General features: G+C 73.5%; 13 protein-coding genes and 3 pseudogenes. 12 read left to right on the top strand and 4 right to left on the bottom strand.

Annotation, left to right across the window (positions count from 1 at the left end):
* Positions 1 to 372: 372 nt before the first annotated feature.
* The 6 genes from AB0442_RS39120 (at position 373) to AB0442_RS39145 (ending at position 6,169) form a co-directional block, all read left to right on the top strand.
* On the top strand, positions 373 to 1,221 hold the full coding sequence (locus AB0442_RS39120) for a YihY/virulence factor BrkB family protein (protein WP_366168289.1): 849 nt from the start codon (positions 373 to 375) through the stop codon (positions 1,219 to 1,221).
* 337 nt (positions 1,222 to 1,558) lie between these two features.
* Entirely contained in the window at positions 1,559 to 2,284 is a 726-nt protein-coding gene (locus AB0442_RS39125) for an MEDS domain-containing protein (protein ID WP_366168290.1), read from the top strand.
* Entirely contained in the window at positions 2,281 to 3,252 is a 972-nt protein-coding gene (locus AB0442_RS39130) for a sensor histidine kinase (RefSeq protein ID WP_366168291.1), read from the top strand. The genes AB0442_RS39125 and AB0442_RS39130 overlap by 4 nt, the downstream gene beginning before the upstream one ends.
* 474 nt (positions 3,253 to 3,726) lie before the next feature.
* The gene (locus tag AB0442_RS39135; RefSeq protein WP_366168292.1) at positions 3,727 to 4,530 is read left to right on the top strand and encodes an alpha/beta hydrolase; all 804 of its coding nucleotides are present in this window, start codon (positions 3,727 to 3,729) and stop codon (positions 4,528 to 4,530) included.
* A gap of 41 nt (positions 4,531 to 4,571) precedes the next feature.
* Complete coding sequence (locus AB0442_RS39140) at positions 4,572 to 5,849, top strand: SpoIIE family protein phosphatase (protein ID WP_366168301.1); 1,278 nt, start codon at positions 4,572 to 4,574, stop codon at positions 5,847 to 5,849.
* On the top strand, positions 5,846 to 6,169 hold the full coding sequence (locus tag AB0442_RS39145) for an STAS domain-containing protein (protein WP_366168293.1): 324 nt from the start codon (positions 5,846 to 5,848) through the stop codon (positions 6,167 to 6,169). The genes AB0442_RS39140 and AB0442_RS39145 overlap by 4 nt, the downstream gene beginning before the upstream one ends.
* A 98-nt stretch (positions 6,170 to 6,267) precedes the next feature.
* Here AB0442_RS39145 and AB0442_RS39150 read toward each other — a convergent pair whose 3' ends face one another.
* From AB0442_RS39150 to AB0442_RS39160, 3 genes and pseudogenes are all read right to left on the bottom strand, one after another.
* Entirely contained in the window at positions 6,268 to 7,440 is a 1,173-nt protein-coding gene (locus AB0442_RS39150) for an AI-2E family transporter (RefSeq protein ID WP_366168294.1), read from the bottom strand.
* Between the two features lie 109 nt (positions 7,441 to 7,549).
* Positions 7,550 to 7,973, bottom strand: a pseudogene (locus tag AB0442_RS39155) (ATP-binding protein).
* Positions 7,974 to 8,114: 141 nt separating this feature from the next.
* Entirely contained in the window at positions 8,115 to 8,963 is an 849-nt protein-coding gene (locus AB0442_RS39160) for a SigB/SigF/SigG family RNA polymerase sigma factor (RefSeq protein WP_366168295.1), read from the bottom strand.
* Between the two features lie 284 nt (positions 8,964 to 9,247).
* On the opposite strand from AB0442_RS39160, the gene AB0442_RS39165 reads away from it, so the two are divergent.
* The 4 genes and pseudogenes from AB0442_RS39165 (at position 9,248) to AB0442_RS39180 (ending at position 13,013) form a co-directional block, all read left to right on the top strand.
* A complete protein-coding gene (locus tag AB0442_RS39165; protein ID WP_366168296.1) occupies positions 9,248 to 10,108 on the top strand; it encodes a hypothetical protein in 861 nt (286 codons plus the stop codon).
* Positions 10,109 to 10,194: 86 nt separating this feature from the next.
* Positions 10,195 to 10,317, top strand: a pseudogene (locus AB0442_RS39170) (IS630 family transposase); the annotation flags it as partial.
* 1,002 nt (positions 10,318 to 11,319) lie between these two features.
* Positions 11,320 to 11,739 (top strand): large conductance mechanosensitive channel protein MscL, encoded by a 420-nt coding sequence (gene mscL, locus AB0442_RS39175; RefSeq protein ID WP_366168297.1) that lies wholly within the window; start codon positions 11,320 to 11,322, stop codon positions 11,737 to 11,739.
* Positions 11,736 to 13,013: an aromatic acid exporter family protein gene (locus AB0442_RS39180; protein WP_366168298.1), complete on the top strand. Its 1,278-nt coding sequence runs from the start codon at positions 11,736 to 11,738 to the stop codon at positions 13,011 to 13,013. Before mscL ends, AB0442_RS39180 begins: the two co-directional genes overlap by 4 nt.
* Positions 13,014 to 13,177: 164 nt before the next feature.
* Here AB0442_RS39180 and AB0442_RS39185 read toward each other — a convergent pair whose 3' ends face one another.
* Complete coding sequence (locus AB0442_RS39185; RefSeq protein WP_366168299.1) at positions 13,178 to 13,591, bottom strand: ATP-binding protein; 414 nt, start codon at positions 13,589 to 13,591, stop codon at positions 13,178 to 13,180.
* Between the two features lie 246 nt (positions 13,592 to 13,837).
* Here AB0442_RS39185 and AB0442_RS39190 point away from each other — a divergent pair, with 246 nt between their 5' ends.
* Together AB0442_RS39190 and AB0442_RS39195 are read left to right on the top strand one after the other, a co-directional pair.
* Positions 13,838 to 14,197, top strand: a complete 360-nt coding sequence (locus AB0442_RS39190; protein WP_366168300.1) for an STAS domain-containing protein — start codon at positions 13,838 to 13,840, stop codon at positions 14,195 to 14,197.
* A 140-nt stretch (positions 14,198 to 14,337) separates the two neighbouring features.
* A pseudogene (locus tag AB0442_RS39195) lies at positions 14,338 to 14,510 on the top strand (PRC-barrel domain containing protein); the annotation flags it as partial.

The raw sequence follows: 14,510 nt of genomic DNA on the forward strand, positions 1-14,510 counted from the left end.
CGAGTACGTCCAGTACGAGGCCGATACGGCGGCACGCCCGGTCGGGCGCCCGACGCCGCGCGCCGATGCGACGCGAATCGTCAGACAAGCCCTAGGAGCCGGGTCACGCATCCGCAGGAATCCCGGTGTGCGACCGCGTCGCGGTGGGCATCCGGCCGGTGACACCCTGACCCGTCGGAGAGCAGTCACATGGGCATTCACAGACCGGCGCAGGGCGAGCCGGCGCAGTCGGCAGCAGTTCCCGCACCACACGGAAGCACGGCGGACCGGAACCTGGACGGGGCGCCCGAGTCGAACAGCACCTCGTGCGCGGCAACGCGCCCGGCCCGGGGGGCCGTCCGTCGCCCCGCTCTCCGAGCCGTACCGCTGGCGATGTGGCGCGACGACGTCACCGACGACGCGGCCGCACTCACCTACTACGCCGTGCTCGCCGTGCTGCCCGCACTGCTGGTCACCGTCATCACGCTCGGCCTCGTCAGCCCTGCCACCGCGCGGACGTTCATCGTGCACGTCACCGTCTACGCCCCGGGCAGCTCCGGCAGCCAGTTGCACGACGTCCTGACCGGCATGCTGCGCACGGACTCGGTGACCTGGGGCCTGCTCTTCGGCGCCGCCGGCAGCGCACTGTGGTCCGCCTCCAGCTACCTCGCCGTTTTCCGGCGCGCCCTGCACCGCATGCACGGCGCACGGGACCAGCGCTCCGGCTGGCGGACCGCCCCCAGGATCGTCCTGACCGCCGCGGCCCTCCTCGGCCTGCTCCTGCTGAGCTCCCTCGTCCTGGTGCTCACCGGCACCGCGGCGGAGAGCACGGGCCGGCTCCTGGGCACGGACGCGACGGCCGCCTGGACCTGGAGCCTCCTGCGCTGGCCGCTGCTGCTGCTCCTCGTCACGGTCCTGGTGATCGTCGTCTTCCGCACCGGGCCGGAACCCGCGCGCCGGCGGGCGTTCAGTGTGCCCGGTGGCGTCCTGGCGGCCGTGCTGTGGCTGGTGGCATCGACCGGGTTCGCCCTGTACACATCGGCGATGGGCGCCTACAGCGCGCTCTACGGCTCACTCGCCGGCGTGGTGGCGTTCCTGATCTGGCTGTGGCTGTCCAATCTCGCCCTGCTCGCCGGGGCGCAGTTCAGCGCCGAACTCGCGGCGCGGCACCCACCGCACCGGCCGGCCGGCACCGCTGCACCGGCGACGGTGGGGCAGCGCACCACACGGTCCGCCCGGTGACCGCGGACCGTGGGCTCCGCGCCGTCCGTCACATCGAGGGAGCAGGCCCGCGCCAGCGGGCGCAGGAGACCGCCCGCCCGGAACGGGCCCGCGGACGGGCCGCTCGGCGGGGACTTCCACAACACCGTGGAGACGTCCGACGGCACCATCCACGCGGTCGTCGGAGGCATCTGCGGGTACGCCCCGGACGAGGCTGCGCCGGTGCCGGCCGCCGCGCGCCCGGGCGGCAGACCGCCGGAACGGCCGGCCGGCGTGCCGATGCGGTTAGGGTGGCATGAGGGTGGGGGCGGGAGGAGCGGAAGTGAGGACGGCACACGGAGTGGCGACACTCGATCCGGTGGACGTGGGCGATCACGTCTGCTGGATGGTCGGGCCCGGTGACGACCTCGCCGGGCCCGTGGAGGCATTCGTCGCCGACGGCCAACTCTTCGGGGACATGGTCCTGGTGCTCGGCGAGAGGGCCGGTGCCGTGGGCCCGCCCGGTTCCTGGGAATCGCTGATCACCGCCGTCAGCCGCGGGACGGAGCGCGCCACTCGTGAGGGCTTCCGCACCCTGAGGGTCCTGGCTGACCTCAGCACCCTCACCGCCGCCGACACCCGCCCCGACGTCCTCGCCCGGCACGAACTCAGGCTCGACGCCCTCGCCGCGGACAGCGGCGCCATCCTCGTCTGCGCCTACGCCCGGGAGTCCCTGACGGCCGAGGCCGCCCACCAGGCCGCCGGCGTCCATCCGCACCACCTGGGCCGTCCGGCCGCCGCCCCGGCGTTCCGCCTCTTCAGCTCCGCCCGCGACAGGTGGAGCCTGAGCGGCGTCGTCGACACCGAAGGCGCCGACGCCTTCCGGACCGCACTCGCCGAACTGCTCCCGCTGGGACCGGTGCTGCACCTGGACTGTACGAACCTGGACTTCGTGGACAGCGCCGGACTGACCACCCTCGCACTGGCCGCCCGCGGGCGCCTCGACCGCCGGATCGTGCTCCACCACGCCAACGAGACCGTTCGACGCAGCTGGTCGCTGCTCGGGTTCGACAGCCCGGACATCCCCGTGGAGCTGAAGCAGTGAACGACTCCGGCACCCCCGCCTCCGCCCCCGGACAGGGTAGGGGACTGCGCCACATCCTCTTCCCGTTCGAAGGCGAGGACCGTTTCCTGGCCGGTGCGTTGTCCTTCGTCGAGGGTGCCCTCGGCGCGGACGAAGCGGTCGTGGTCGCCGTCTCGGACCCGCACGAGGAACTCATCCGCCAAGCCCTGGCCGACACCGGAACAGCCGACCGGGTGTCGTTCCTCGACACCGCCGAGCTGAGCCGCAACCCCGGGCGGCTGATCCCGGTCTGGCAGGCATGGATCGAGAAGGCCTCCCGGGAGGGCCGTCCCGTCCGCGCCATCAGCGAGAACCCGTGGGCGGGCCGCACCTCCGCGGAGAGCACGGAACTGCGCTACCAGGAATGGCTGTTGAACCGGGCCTTCGCCGACGCGCCGATCTGGTGGCTCCTGTGCCCCTTCGACACCGTGGCCGACGCCGCCGGTACCACGCTGGCAGCACTCGAGCGCACCCATCCGCTCGTCCTGCGCGACGCAGGGCCGACCACCGGCAGCGCCTACACCGACGAACCGTACGCCTTCGAACCGCTCACCGACCCGTGCGACCCGGACGAAGCGCTGGCCTTCACCGCCGGACAGCTCGCCTCCGTCCGTGACCGGATCACCGTCTGCGCCGGCAGGCACGCCCTGGCCGGCGACCGCCTGCGCGACCTGCTGCTCGCCGCCACCGAAGTCGCGGCCAACAGCATCAAGTACGCGGGCGGCGGCACACTCCGCACCTGGGCCGAGGAAACCCGGTTCGTCTGCGAGTTCCGCGACAGCGGCCACATCGCCGATCCGATGGCCGGACTCGTCCGGCCGACCGTCGGCCAGGTCGGAGGCCGCGGGCTCTGGCTCGCCCAGCAGATGTGCGACCTCGTCCAGATCCGCAGCAGCGCCGAGAACGGGACCACGGTCCGCCTGGCGATGGAAGGCGTGAACGGCGGGTAGCGCCCGGGCTCCGCCCGGGGAGTGGCACCGGCACGGTGCAGCCCCGACCACGTCATGACCCACCTCGCCCTGCGGGAGGGAACCGACACCGACGAGCCGGAGACCGGGCGGGACGAGAACGCGGGCGATGCCGAGTACCGCGCCGACCGGACCGCCGCAGGGTGATCCGTGCCGGCACGGCCCGTCCGGCGACCACGAGTCCGCCGTGGCCGATCCCTCGGCCCCGCACGGCCGGCGGCGCCCGGACCCCCGACGGCCCCGCCGGGTCGCACGGGTTCGGGGTCGCGCGCCGTCGTGGGCGCGGCCGCCGGCCCTGCTCCGTGTCCGGCGACCGCATCCACGCGTCTGGTCACCGCTCCCGGGCCGAAACCCGGGCCTCCACCCGGAACGCCGGTCCGCACGGGCAGGCCGTCCGCACCCACGGGCAGGCCCTGTGCGCGCCCGCGCCGCGATCCGGATGCGAGAATGCTCGGCATGGACGTTCGACGCAGGAACAACGTCACGGTCGAGGGTCCTGACGACGGCCCGACGGTGGTGCTGGCGCACGGGTTCGGCTGCGACCAGAACATGTGGCGTCTCGCGGTGCCGGCCCTGGCCCGCCGGTACCGGGTGGTGCTGTTCGACTACGTCGGCTGCGGCGGCTCCGAGGTGTCGGCCTGGAGCGAGTCCCGGTACTCCTCGCTCGGCGGCTACGCCCAGGACGTGGTGGACGTCTGCGGTGAACTCGGTCTGCGGGACGCGGTGTTCGTGGGCCACTCGGTCAGCGCGATGGTGGGGGTACTGGCAGCACGGGCGGAGCCCCGGCGCATCGGGGGACTGGTGATGGTGGCGCCCTCGCCCCGCTACATCGACGACGAGGGGTACCGGGGAGGGTTCCGGGAGGAGGACATCGGCGAGCTGCTCGAATCGCTCGAGGCGAACTACCTGGGCTGGTCCGCCGCGACGGCGCCGATGATCATGGGTAATCCGGAGCGGCCGGAGCTCGGGCAGGAGCTCACCAACAGCTTCTGCGCGATGGACCCGGACATCGCCCGGGTCTTCGCCCGGACGACCTTCCTGTCCGACAGCCGCGAGGACCTGAAGAGCGTCCGCGTCCCGACCCTTGTCCTGGAGTGCTCCGACGACGTGATCGCACCCCGCGAGGTCGGGGCGTACGTGCACGCCGCGATCCCCTCCTCGCGCCTGGTCACGCTGGACGCCACCGGCCACTGCCCGCAGCTGAGCGCCCCCGAGGCCACGGCCGCGGCAATCCTGGACTTCCTCGCGGAGAGGCGGTGACGCGCCCGGCTCCCGGGCAGCCGCGGCCGGCGGCCGACACCGTGCCGACGGCCCCGGACGCCGAGTTCAGCACGCTGCTGGAGGACAGCGCCGAGGACCTCTACGAGTCCGCGCCCTGCGGCCACCTGTCGACCCTGATGGACGGCGGCATCGCCAAGGTCAACGCGACACTGCTGGACTGGCTCGGTCTGGACCGCGGCGCCGTGGTGGGCCGGATGCGCTTCACCGACCTGCTCACCGTCGGCGGCAAGCTCTACCACGAGACCCACTTCGCGCCGCTGCTGCGCATGCAGGGTGAACTGCGCGGCATCGCCCTGGAGATGAAGGGTTCCGACGGACGCCGCCTCCCGGTCCTGGTCTCGTCGACGATCAAGTACGGCGGCCGCGGCGAGCCGCTGCTGATCCGCACCACCGTCTTCGACGCCTCGGACCGGCGCGCCTACGAGACCGAACTCCTGCGCCGCCGTCAGGAGGCCGAGCGGGCCCGCGCCGAGGCCGAGCGGGCCCGCCGGCAGGCCGAGGCCGACCGCGAACGGCTCACGGCCGCGCTCGCCGCACTGCAGCGCTCCCTCATCCCCTCGGCTCTACCCGCCGTGCCGGGACTGGAGACCGCCGTCCACTACCACACGGCCAATCCCGACCGCCTCGGAGGCGACTTCTACGACCTGTTCTCCCTGGAGGACGGCCGGTGGGCGTTCTTCCTCGGCGACGTCTGCGGCAAGGGCCCCGAGGCCGCGGCCCTGACCTCGCTGACCCGCTACGCCCTGCGCGCCGCGGCCGTCCACGACCCCGACCCCGTCGCGGCGCTGACCACGCTGAACGCCGTCCTCCACGAGCAGTACACCGCGGCCGGCGACCCCCGCTACTGCACCGCGGTCTTCGGGGTCGTCGAACCCGGTACCGGCGGCGGCCCCGCCACCGTGCACCTGGCCTCCGGCGGCCACCCCCCGGCCCTGGTGGTCCGGACCGACGGTCGGACGGAGTTCCTGCACACCCCCGGCGGACTGCTCCTCGGCATCCTGCCCGACGCACCCCTCACCGCCGCACGGACCGTCCTCGACCCCGGCGACACGCTGCTGCTCTACACCGACGGCCTCACCGAGGCCCGCACCGGCCCCACCCGCAGGAGCCTGTTCGGCGACGACGCGCTGCGCGCGTTCGCCGCCCGCCACGCCCCCGCCACGCCGCAGGAGATGATCGGTGCACTGGCCGTCCTGCTGGAGGGCTTCGGCGACGGCCTCGACGACGACACCGCCCTGCTCGCCCTCGGCGTACCTCCCACCCGTCCACCCGCACACTCGGCACCGAACCCCGGATGATGCTGAACCTCACCCTCCGCGACGCCTCCACCGGTCCCGTCCTGCACGTGACCGGCGACCTCGACTACGAGCAGGCCCCTGCCCTGCGCCGCCACGTCGAACAACTCGTCCTGAGCCCGGCTCAGCGCCTGGTCATCGACCTGTCGGGCCTGGAGTTCTGCGACTCCAGCGGCATCACCGCCCTCCTCGCGGCCCGACGACACGCCCAGACCGCCGGCGCCGACCTCGCGCTGGCCGCCGTGCCCGCCAACACCCTGCGGATCCTCGCCGTCGTCGGCCTCGACCGGGTCTTCACCATCCTCCCCTCCGCCGTCACCTGACCGGGTCCTGTCCGGGATCCCGCGTCGCGGTTGCGGGGCCGGGGCGCAGTCGGCGCGGGGACCGTCCGCGCCCGGCCGCCGGTGCGCGAGCGCGCCGCTCAGGAGTTCTCCAGCCGGGGGAAGACGCATTCCTTCAGGGCCATCTCCAGAGCCACCGCGGCCGGCACCGCGACCAGGGCGCCGATGATGCCCATGAGGACGCCGCCGACCAGGACGGCGAGCACGGTGACCAGCGGGTTGACGTCGACGGTGTACTTCATGGTCCGCGGCATGATCAGGTAGTCCTCCAGCATGCGGAAGCCGATGTAGAACGCGGCGGTGGCCAGGGCCACGGGCCAGGAGACGGCCAGGGCGACCAGGCTGACCACCACGCCGGCAACGGTCGAGCCGACCATCGGCACCAGGTCCATGAGGGCGACGAACATCCCCAGGACGGCGGCGTACGGCACCGACACCACCGCGCACCACGCGAAGGTCGCCAGCCCTGCGACGGCCGAGGTGAGGAGGTTGCCGAGCATGTAGCGCCCGGTGCGGGCGAGCACCTCCTCGGTGATCTCCCGGGCGCGCCCGCGCCGACTCCCGGGGACGAAGCGGTAGCAGAACTCCTTGATCCCGGGCAGGCCGGTCATGAAGTACAGGGTCAGCGTGACCACCACGACCAGGGACGCCACCGTGTCGAGCACGAGCCGGCCGGCGCCGACGACCCCGCCGACCAGATCCGTGCCGCCCCCGCCGACCGCGTGCCGGGCCCGGTCGACCAGGTGGTAGTGGTCCTCGACCCGGCCCAGCGCCGACTGGTGGTCGTGCAGTTGCCGGAGCCAGCCCGGCACCGCGTCGGCGAGGACGGCGGCCTGCCGGCCCACCGGCGGGATCACCAGGACGAGGAAGCCGGCGGTGACGGCGCAGAACACGGCGAGGACGGCGGCGACCGCCCATCCGCGGCGCAGCCTCAGCCGCACCAGCCCTCCGACCAGCGGTTCCAGTCCCACCGCGATGAACGCCGCCAGCACCACGAGTGCCAACAGCTGTTCCAACCGCAGGAGCTGGCGGACCAGGAACCATCCCAGCAGGGCTCCCAGGGCCAGGCGCAACCCCGCCGAGAACCAGGAGCCGTCCGGCCGGACCGCCCGTCCGGATCGAGGAGGACGGGCGGCGGCCGGCGGCCGTTCGGCCCGGACCTCGGGCGGCGCCTCGTCCGGCACGAAGAAGTGGCGCCGCACCCCGTCCGCGGCCACGGTCGTCAGCGCCCTCAACCGCGGTGGTGTCCTCAAGGCCGCCCCTCCTTCCGTCCCGGCACCTTCGCCGCTTTCTCCGTCCCCGCTCTCCGCCGGCACACCCGCCCGCCCCTTCGTCCGCCCGGTGCCGGCCCGGCCCCTGCGCTCAGTGGCCGGGCCGGCCGGGCGGGTGGAAACAGGCGGTCACCGTCTTGCCCCGTGCATCGGGACGGGCCTGCCAGTCGTCGGCGAGGGCGTCGACCACGTGCATGCCCCGGCCGGAGGTGGCCTCGGACGAGGCCTCGCGCGGGCGCGGCAACTGCGGCGAGTCGTCGTGGACGCTGACGTACAGGCAGACGCCGTCCCAGGTGAGCACGGTGTCGGGCATCGCTGCGGGCGTGGACGTGGACGTCGGTGATGAGCTCGGAGACGGTGAGCACGACGGCGTCGGCCGCTTGGGGCGCGTGCCTCGTCCAGCCGAGTTCGTCGAGGTGGCGGCGCGCCCGGGCGCGGCCGGCCCGAACGCCGCTGGAGACGGGCAGGGTGCGTGCCCAGCCCATCGCCTTCAGCGCGTTCCCGTGCTTGTCCATGCCCTGCCTCCCGTGTCGGGTCCTTGCCCGACCGGCTGCCCCGTTTTCTCCGCCGCACCCCCGTGCCTTCGCCCCGGGGAGCCGCATTCGGCGCACCGCCGACGACCGGCCCCGCGTCACCCCCGGTCCGAGCACGGCCCGTCACTCGGCGAGGATGCCCTTCCGCAGGTGGGTGAGGATGCGCGTGAGGATGCGCGAGACCTGCATCTGCGAGACGCCCAGGCGCTCGCCGATCTCACTCTGGGTCATCTCGGCGCCGAACCGCAGGGAGAGCACCATGCGGTCGCGGTCGGGCAGCGCACCGAGGAGGGGCTTGAGCGACGCCAGGTCGAGGACCTTGTCGAAGCCGGTCTCCTCCACCGCGTGGCGGGCACCGAGGACCTCGCCCTGCTCGTCGTCGGCGGAGGGCGCGTCCAGCGAGTGCGCCGCGTAGGCGTTGGCGGCCTTCATGCCCTCGATCACCTCGCTCTCCTCCAGGCAGAGGTGCGCGGCGAGTTCGGCCACCGTCGGGCGGCGGTCCAGCAGTTGCTCCAGCTCGTCCGAGGCCTTCGCCAGGACCGTCCGGAGCTCCTGCATGCCGCGGGGCACGTGGACCATCCAGGAGGTGTCGCGGAAGAACCGCTTCATCTCGCCGGTGATGGTGGGCAGGGCGAAGGTGGTGAACTCGATGCCGCGGTCCGGATCGAACCGGTCGATGGCCTTGATCAGGCCGATCGTGCCGACCTGGACGATGTCCTCCATCGGTTCGCTGCGGCCGGCGAAGCGCCGGGCCGCGAACCGCACCAGCGCCATGTTCAGTTCGACCAGCGTGCCGCGGACGTAGGAGTACTCGGCGCTGCCCTCGTCGAGCGCCTGCAGCCGGCGGAAGAGGTCCCGTGACAGCTCCTTGGCGTCGGCGGGCGCGACGCTGCCGGGATTCTCGATCCGCGGCGTCACCGCCGTCCGCCGGTTCGTGAGCTGCCGGGTCGCTGCATCCTGAAGGGCTGCCATGCTCTCGTCCTCCTGCGTGAGGGTCCATCGGCGGTGCCGTGTTCCGCGGTCCGCTGCCCGCAGGCGCATCCTCCATGCGGCGGTCCGCGGAATCCGGCCGATTTCCGCCGGTGTGCGACGCGCGGTGGTCGGGCGCGGTCAACGGGGGCTGGGGACGGGCGCGGTCAACGGGCGGGCTCCGACCCGGCAGCGGTGATCGACCGGGCGTCGTCGACGTGCTACGGACCTGTCACATTCGGGTCAACCCCTGCGGGCCGCCCCCGGCCGTGTACCAGACTGGCCGCATGACGTCGATCAACCCCGCCGCCGGCCCCGTCACGGTCCGAACGGCCACCCGCCTGGCCGCCCTGCTGCTGGCCGTCCCGGTCGTGACGGCCTGTTCGGGGACCATGGTGGACGGCTCCGCCCCGGAGCGTCGTTCCGCCGTGCTGTACACGCCGGACGAGCCGCTGAACGACGCCCAGCTGAAGCTCGCCGCCGGTCTGCTGCAGCGCCGCGCCGAGAGCATCGGCCTGTACCACGTGACGGCGGAGGTGGCGGGCCCGGCGGTCCGGTTGTCCGCCGGGGGCGACGTGACGAAGGAGTTGTCCGGCCTGGGCGCCCGCGGTGCCCTCTCGTTCCGGCCGGTGGTGGCGGTCGCCACGGCGGGTGCACCCGCCCTCGGCACCGTGCCCGATCCGCTGCGGCAGCAGTTCTCCGCCCTCGACTGCGCCGGCGCCACCCCTCCGGCTGGACCGGAACCCGCCGGGGCGATGGTGGCCTGCGGCCGCGAGCCGGCTGCGGCCGGCGGCGGTGCCAGTGCGTTCGTGCTCGGCGCGGCGGTGGTGGACGGGGCCCAGATCGCCAAGGCCAGGGCCTTCGACGGTCCGCTGTCCGACGGCTGGCAGGTGGAGCTGACCCTCACCGCCAGTGGTGCCAAGGCCTTCGGGGAGCTGACCACGGCGGCGGCCGCCGGGACCGAGCCCACGAACCAGGTCGCGGTCGTCCTGGACGGCACGGTCATCTCCCATCCGCTGGTGTCGTCCGCGATCACCACCGGCACCGCGCAGATCACGGGCGGCTTCGACCGTGCGCAGGCCACGGTACTGGCCGCCCAGCTGTCCACCGACCGGCTCCCCACGGCGATGCGGGCGAGCACCCCCTAGCGCTGTGACCACATGGGTACCGGGTTGGCGTCGGTGCCCGTGGGCCGGTTGGACGTCGAGAGGCATCCAGTTCGGGAGGGGCACGGGTGGCGGAACCGGTCAAGGTCCGGAGACCGACCTCCCAGGAGGGGCAGCAGTTACGGAGGATCGTGCGGCGGGGCAGAACCAGCTCGGTGCGCCACCGGCGGGCGATGATGCTGCTGGCCTCGCCACCACTCCGAAGCTGCGCACCCGCACGTGCGCAGGCACGAAATCGGCTGTGCACCTGCCCACCGTCGGCCGCCGGCGTGCGCACCGTGCCGGAAGAACCGGACGCAGACGCCAGCACTGCGCCGCTGGCCGGTGCGTGGCCCGAACGGCGGTCTTGCAGGGCACCGCTCTCGCCCGGCTCGCCGTCGGCCTTCAGCACACCCTCGCCGGCGCAGGCAACCGACAGCGCTGCAAAGCCCGACGCGACCGCGATCGCTCCGGTCCGGTAGAGCCGCAGATGGCGCTGAACAGCGTTGACGTCACCGCGGTAGCCCAGTTGCTGGATCTCGCGGGTGAGTCCATGTCCACGAGGGCTGTCGCACAGGTGCGACCGCGTCGGACGGCGAACTCGTCCACGCCCGGGATGCGGGACGAGTCCCGACGACGGAACGGGCAGCGCGCGGATGAGACGGAGCGGGGTGCCCCGGCAGGTCGTCATGACCGGACGTCCGGAGATCCGGGCCACGAGACGACGTGCCTCCAGCCCAGGCGCACCCGTCGGCCGGCTGCCGGACGGTCCGTAAGACGCCGCCGCCGACCGCACGGCGGGACGAACCTCGTCATCCCCGAGAACCATCTCCTCGGCCTCCACGGCGGTCCCCGGGAAGAGAAGGTCAGCCACACGCGCCGCATCCATCACGCCGAGGTCATGCCCACCGTCCGCTCATGGTCGGCACGGACCCCTCAGTCAGCGACAGAGCCCAGAAGCTGGATCAGAACCCGTTCTCGTGGACAGAGCCACTGCGGTCCTGTCCGACGTCCACGCCCCCGGGGCAGCGCCGCAGGGACGGCCCGACGCACGGGGCGTGCAGGGCAGTAGCCGGGGCAGACGACTGCCGTCCCGGGCCCTGTCGGTCCTGCCCGCGGTGCCTGCCGGCAGTGTGTGCAGGCAGGGGCGCGCACACGGTTGCCGGGGCACGACCGGACCGAACAGGTGGTGCCGAGAAGGGAGAGGGTCCTCCGTGAAGGGGTTCCGAGGGTTCGTGCTGCGCGGCAACGTCGTCGACCTTGCGGTGGGTGTGGTGATCGGTGCGGCCATCAGCGGGGTGGTCACCGCCCTGGTCCGCGCCTTCCTCACACCGCTGGTCGCCCTCGCCACCGGCGTCACGGGTGACTTCAGCCGGCGGTCCCTCACCGCCCATCACGTGCAGTTTCCCTACGGCGCGTTCATCGACGCCGTGATCGGCTTCTCGCTCACCGCTGCCGTGCTGTACTTCCTCGTCGTTCTGCCCGTCAACAGGCTCCACGAGCGGTACGCCCCGCACCACGACGTGCCGGCGCCGAAGCGCGACTGCCCGGAGTGCCTGTCCCCGGTCCCCGCGCAGGCGCGCCGCTGCGCCTCCTGCACCGCAGAACTCGTGCGGACACCGGAGCGGCCGTGAGCGCTCGCGGCCGGTGGCCTGCACGGTGGCGGAAGGCCGCCGCGGCCCGCGCGAAGGCCGTCCGGCATGCAGCGTGCCACCCCGTTCGAAGCCTTCGTCCGCACCGGGAGGCCGTCGCGCAGACCCTCAAGGTGGCGACGGCCTGCGCACTGGCGTGGGAGGCCGCGGTCCTGCTCCTCGGCGAGGACGAGCAACCCGTCCTCGCGCCCCTGGCCGCTCTGCTGACCGTCCAGCTCACGGTCTTCCGCACGGTGGCGCAGGGCCTGCAGCAGATCGGCGGCGTCATCCTCGGCGCGCTGGCCGCCCTGGGCCTGCTGCGCCTGGCCGGAGCGAACTTCGCCACCGTCGGCCTCGCCGTCGGAGCCTGCCTGGCCGTGGGACGGCTGCTGCGGCTCGGCTCCCGGGCGACCGAGGTCCCCGTCACCGTCCTGCTCGTCCTGAGCACCGGCGCCCCCTACGCCCCCGTCCGCATCTGGGACACCGTCCTCGGCGTCACGGCCGGAATCCTCGTCAACCTCCTTGCCGCGCCACCCACCTACGTCGGCCACGCCGGCCACCACTGCGCGAAGGCCGCCCACAGGTTGGCCGACGTCGCCCACCGCGCGGCCGACGGCCTGCGCGAGGGCTGGGACGAGGAGACCTCCGACGGGTGGCTGCGCCGGGTGGAAACGGCGGCCCGCGAACTCGACCGCGCCCGCCGCGCGACCGCGCAGGCGGAGGAGGGGATCCGGCTCAACCCCAGGCGCCTGCGGCGCGGCACCGACCCGGCGGCCTGTCTCGACCCGCTGCACGAGGGGCTCACCTGCCTCGGCCACGTCTGCGACCAGCTCGGCTCGGTCCTGCGCGGACTGGACGACCTCGCCCGCGGTGAACGCCGGCTGCCCCGCGAAGCGGCGGCCCGTGCCGAAGCCTGCGCGAGGATGGAGCCGCTCGGTGACGTCCTGCACGCCGTCGGCGACGCACTGGACGCCTTCGCCCGGATCCAGCGCGACCTCGTCCGCAACCCCGCCCACACGGACGACCTCACACAGGCCCTGGACCGCGGGCAGGACCGCCACACGGCAGCCACCGACGCACTGTGCAGCGCCGACCACGGCCCCGCCGTCCGGTCCCTGCACGGATCGATCACGGACGAGACGCAACAGATCCTCCACGAGCTGGACCCGCGCGACGGACCGCACCCCACCGCCCTGCACCCCCGGCCCCGACGCGTTCCTGCACCACGTCGAGGAGACACGGCCACCGACCCGGCAGCGGCGCAGGCCGACCCCTGACCGGTCCCGGCCCGGCCCAGCCCCGTCCCGGCGGCGACAGGAAGCCCGCAGCCGCCCGGACATCGCCGCGCCGGCCCGTCCCGCGGGAGGGAACAGGCACAGGGGCGGGATCCCCGGCGGCGCGCCACTCGGCGGCCGGGCATCGAGTCAGGGCCCGGCCGGGCCTACCAGGGCAGCAGGGCGTGGATCTCCTTGCCGCCCGGGTGGGAGCGGACGTCGAAGTCGATGGCGAGGGGTTTGATGATGGCGGACCAGCCGAACCCGCCGGTGCCGCCGAGCAGGTCGGGACTGCGGGGCTCGGGCAGGACGGGGCTGGTGTCGCGCACGGTGATGCCGATGCCCCCGTCCTCGGCGTCAAGGGTCAGAACCACGGGACCGGGAGCGTGGCGCACAGCGTTGGTGACGAGTTCGGAGACCACCAGCAGGGCCTTGTCGAACCGGGTCGCATCGGTGGGCGGGGCCTGGTCGGCGATGGCGGTCAGGAACGCGGCGGCGCTCTCCCGCGCGTGCAAGGGGGTGCCGGGCCCGCCGTCGAAGGCGGCGTACCACGGCCCGCTTCTGGAGCTTGCTGCCGTCATCCCCGTGAGCCCTCCACTCGCTCTTCCCTGCGTCTTTCCGGCGGCCCGCCGCCTGTGTCCGCCGGCAACCTTCCCATGTCCACCGGCCTCGGGTCACACACGTCCACAGTGCCGGGCACGAGCATGTCCGCCGGCGTCGAGCACAGGCACGGCGAGGCCGCGTGTCCGCTCGCCCCGGTCCACCGTACGCTCCAATCACCTATCCTGGAGCGGGTCGTGCAGCGCAACCGGCAGAGGGAGTTCGACATGACTCACGGCAACGGTGCCCGCTTCACCACCACCGCCCGCCCCGGAACCGACGGCCCGGTCCTCGCGGCCGCGGGAGACCTCGACCTCGCTTCCGCGCCCCTGCTGTCCCGGGCCATCGAACAGGCCCTGGACGAGCGCCCTTCACCGTCCGTGCTGACCGTCGACCTCGCCGGCGTCGCCTTCTGCGACTCCGCGGGCCTCAACGCCCTGCTCACCACCCGGACCCGCGCCCGCAACCAGAGCACCGAAATGCGCCTGGCGGCCCCGTGCGAGCAGGTCCTCATGCTGCTGGAGATGACCGGCGCCGACGCCCTGTTCCCCCTCGAACCCGCCGGGCCCGCCAACAGCCCGAGCTGACCGGTCCGTTCCGGGTCCGGTGCCGGCCCTGGTGGTCGCGGCCGACCGGCCGGGCGGTCGTGGACGAGGGCGCATGGATGCGTCCGGCCGGGGGAGACGGCGTGTCGGATTCCGGCAGTGAGGAGGCAGTTGTGAGCGGCATGTGGGACTACCGGAACGCGGTCGGTTACACCCCGGGCACGGACCTGACCGGCTACCGGGTCGAGGCCGAGGACGGTCACATCGGCAGGATCGACAAGCACACGGAGGACGTCGACTCCTCCCACATCGTGGTCGACACCGGCCCGTGGATCTTCGGCAAGCACGTCCTGCT

It is taken from the genome of Kitasatospora sp. NPDC085895 (assembly GCF_040702125.1).
Taxonomy (GTDB): Bacteria; Actinomycetota; Actinomycetes; order Streptomycetales; family Streptomycetaceae; genus Kitasatospora; species Kitasatospora arboriphila.

What these genes read in the sequence shown, in the direction of transcription:
- AB0442_RS39120 (WP_366168289.1), top strand. Translation starts at nt 373, where the DNA reads ATGTGGCGCGACGACGTCACCGACGACGCGGCCGCACTCACCTACTAC.
- AB0442_RS39135 (WP_366168292.1), top strand. Translation starts at nt 3,727, where the DNA reads ATGGACGTTCGACGCAGGAACAACGTCACGGTCGAGGGTCCTGACGAC.
- AB0442_RS39145 (WP_366168293.1), top strand. Translation starts at nt 5,846, where the DNA reads ATGATGCTGAACCTCACCCTCCGCGACGCCTCCACCGGTCCCGTCCTG.
- AB0442_RS39160 (WP_366168295.1), bottom strand. Translation starts at nt 8,963, where the DNA reads ATGGCAGCCCTTCAGGATGCAGCGACCCGGCAGCTCACGAACCGGCGG.
- AB0442_RS39165 (WP_366168296.1), top strand. Translation starts at nt 9,248, where the DNA reads ATGACGTCGATCAACCCCGCCGCCGGCCCCGTCACGGTCCGAACGGCC.
- AB0442_RS39185 (WP_366168299.1), bottom strand. Translation starts at nt 13,591, where the DNA reads ATGACGGCAGCAAGCTCCAGAAGCGGGCCGTGGTACGCCGCCTTCGAC.
- AB0442_RS39190 (WP_366168300.1), top strand. Translation starts at nt 13,838, where the DNA reads ATGACTCACGGCAACGGTGCCCGCTTCACCACCACCGCCCGCCCCGGA.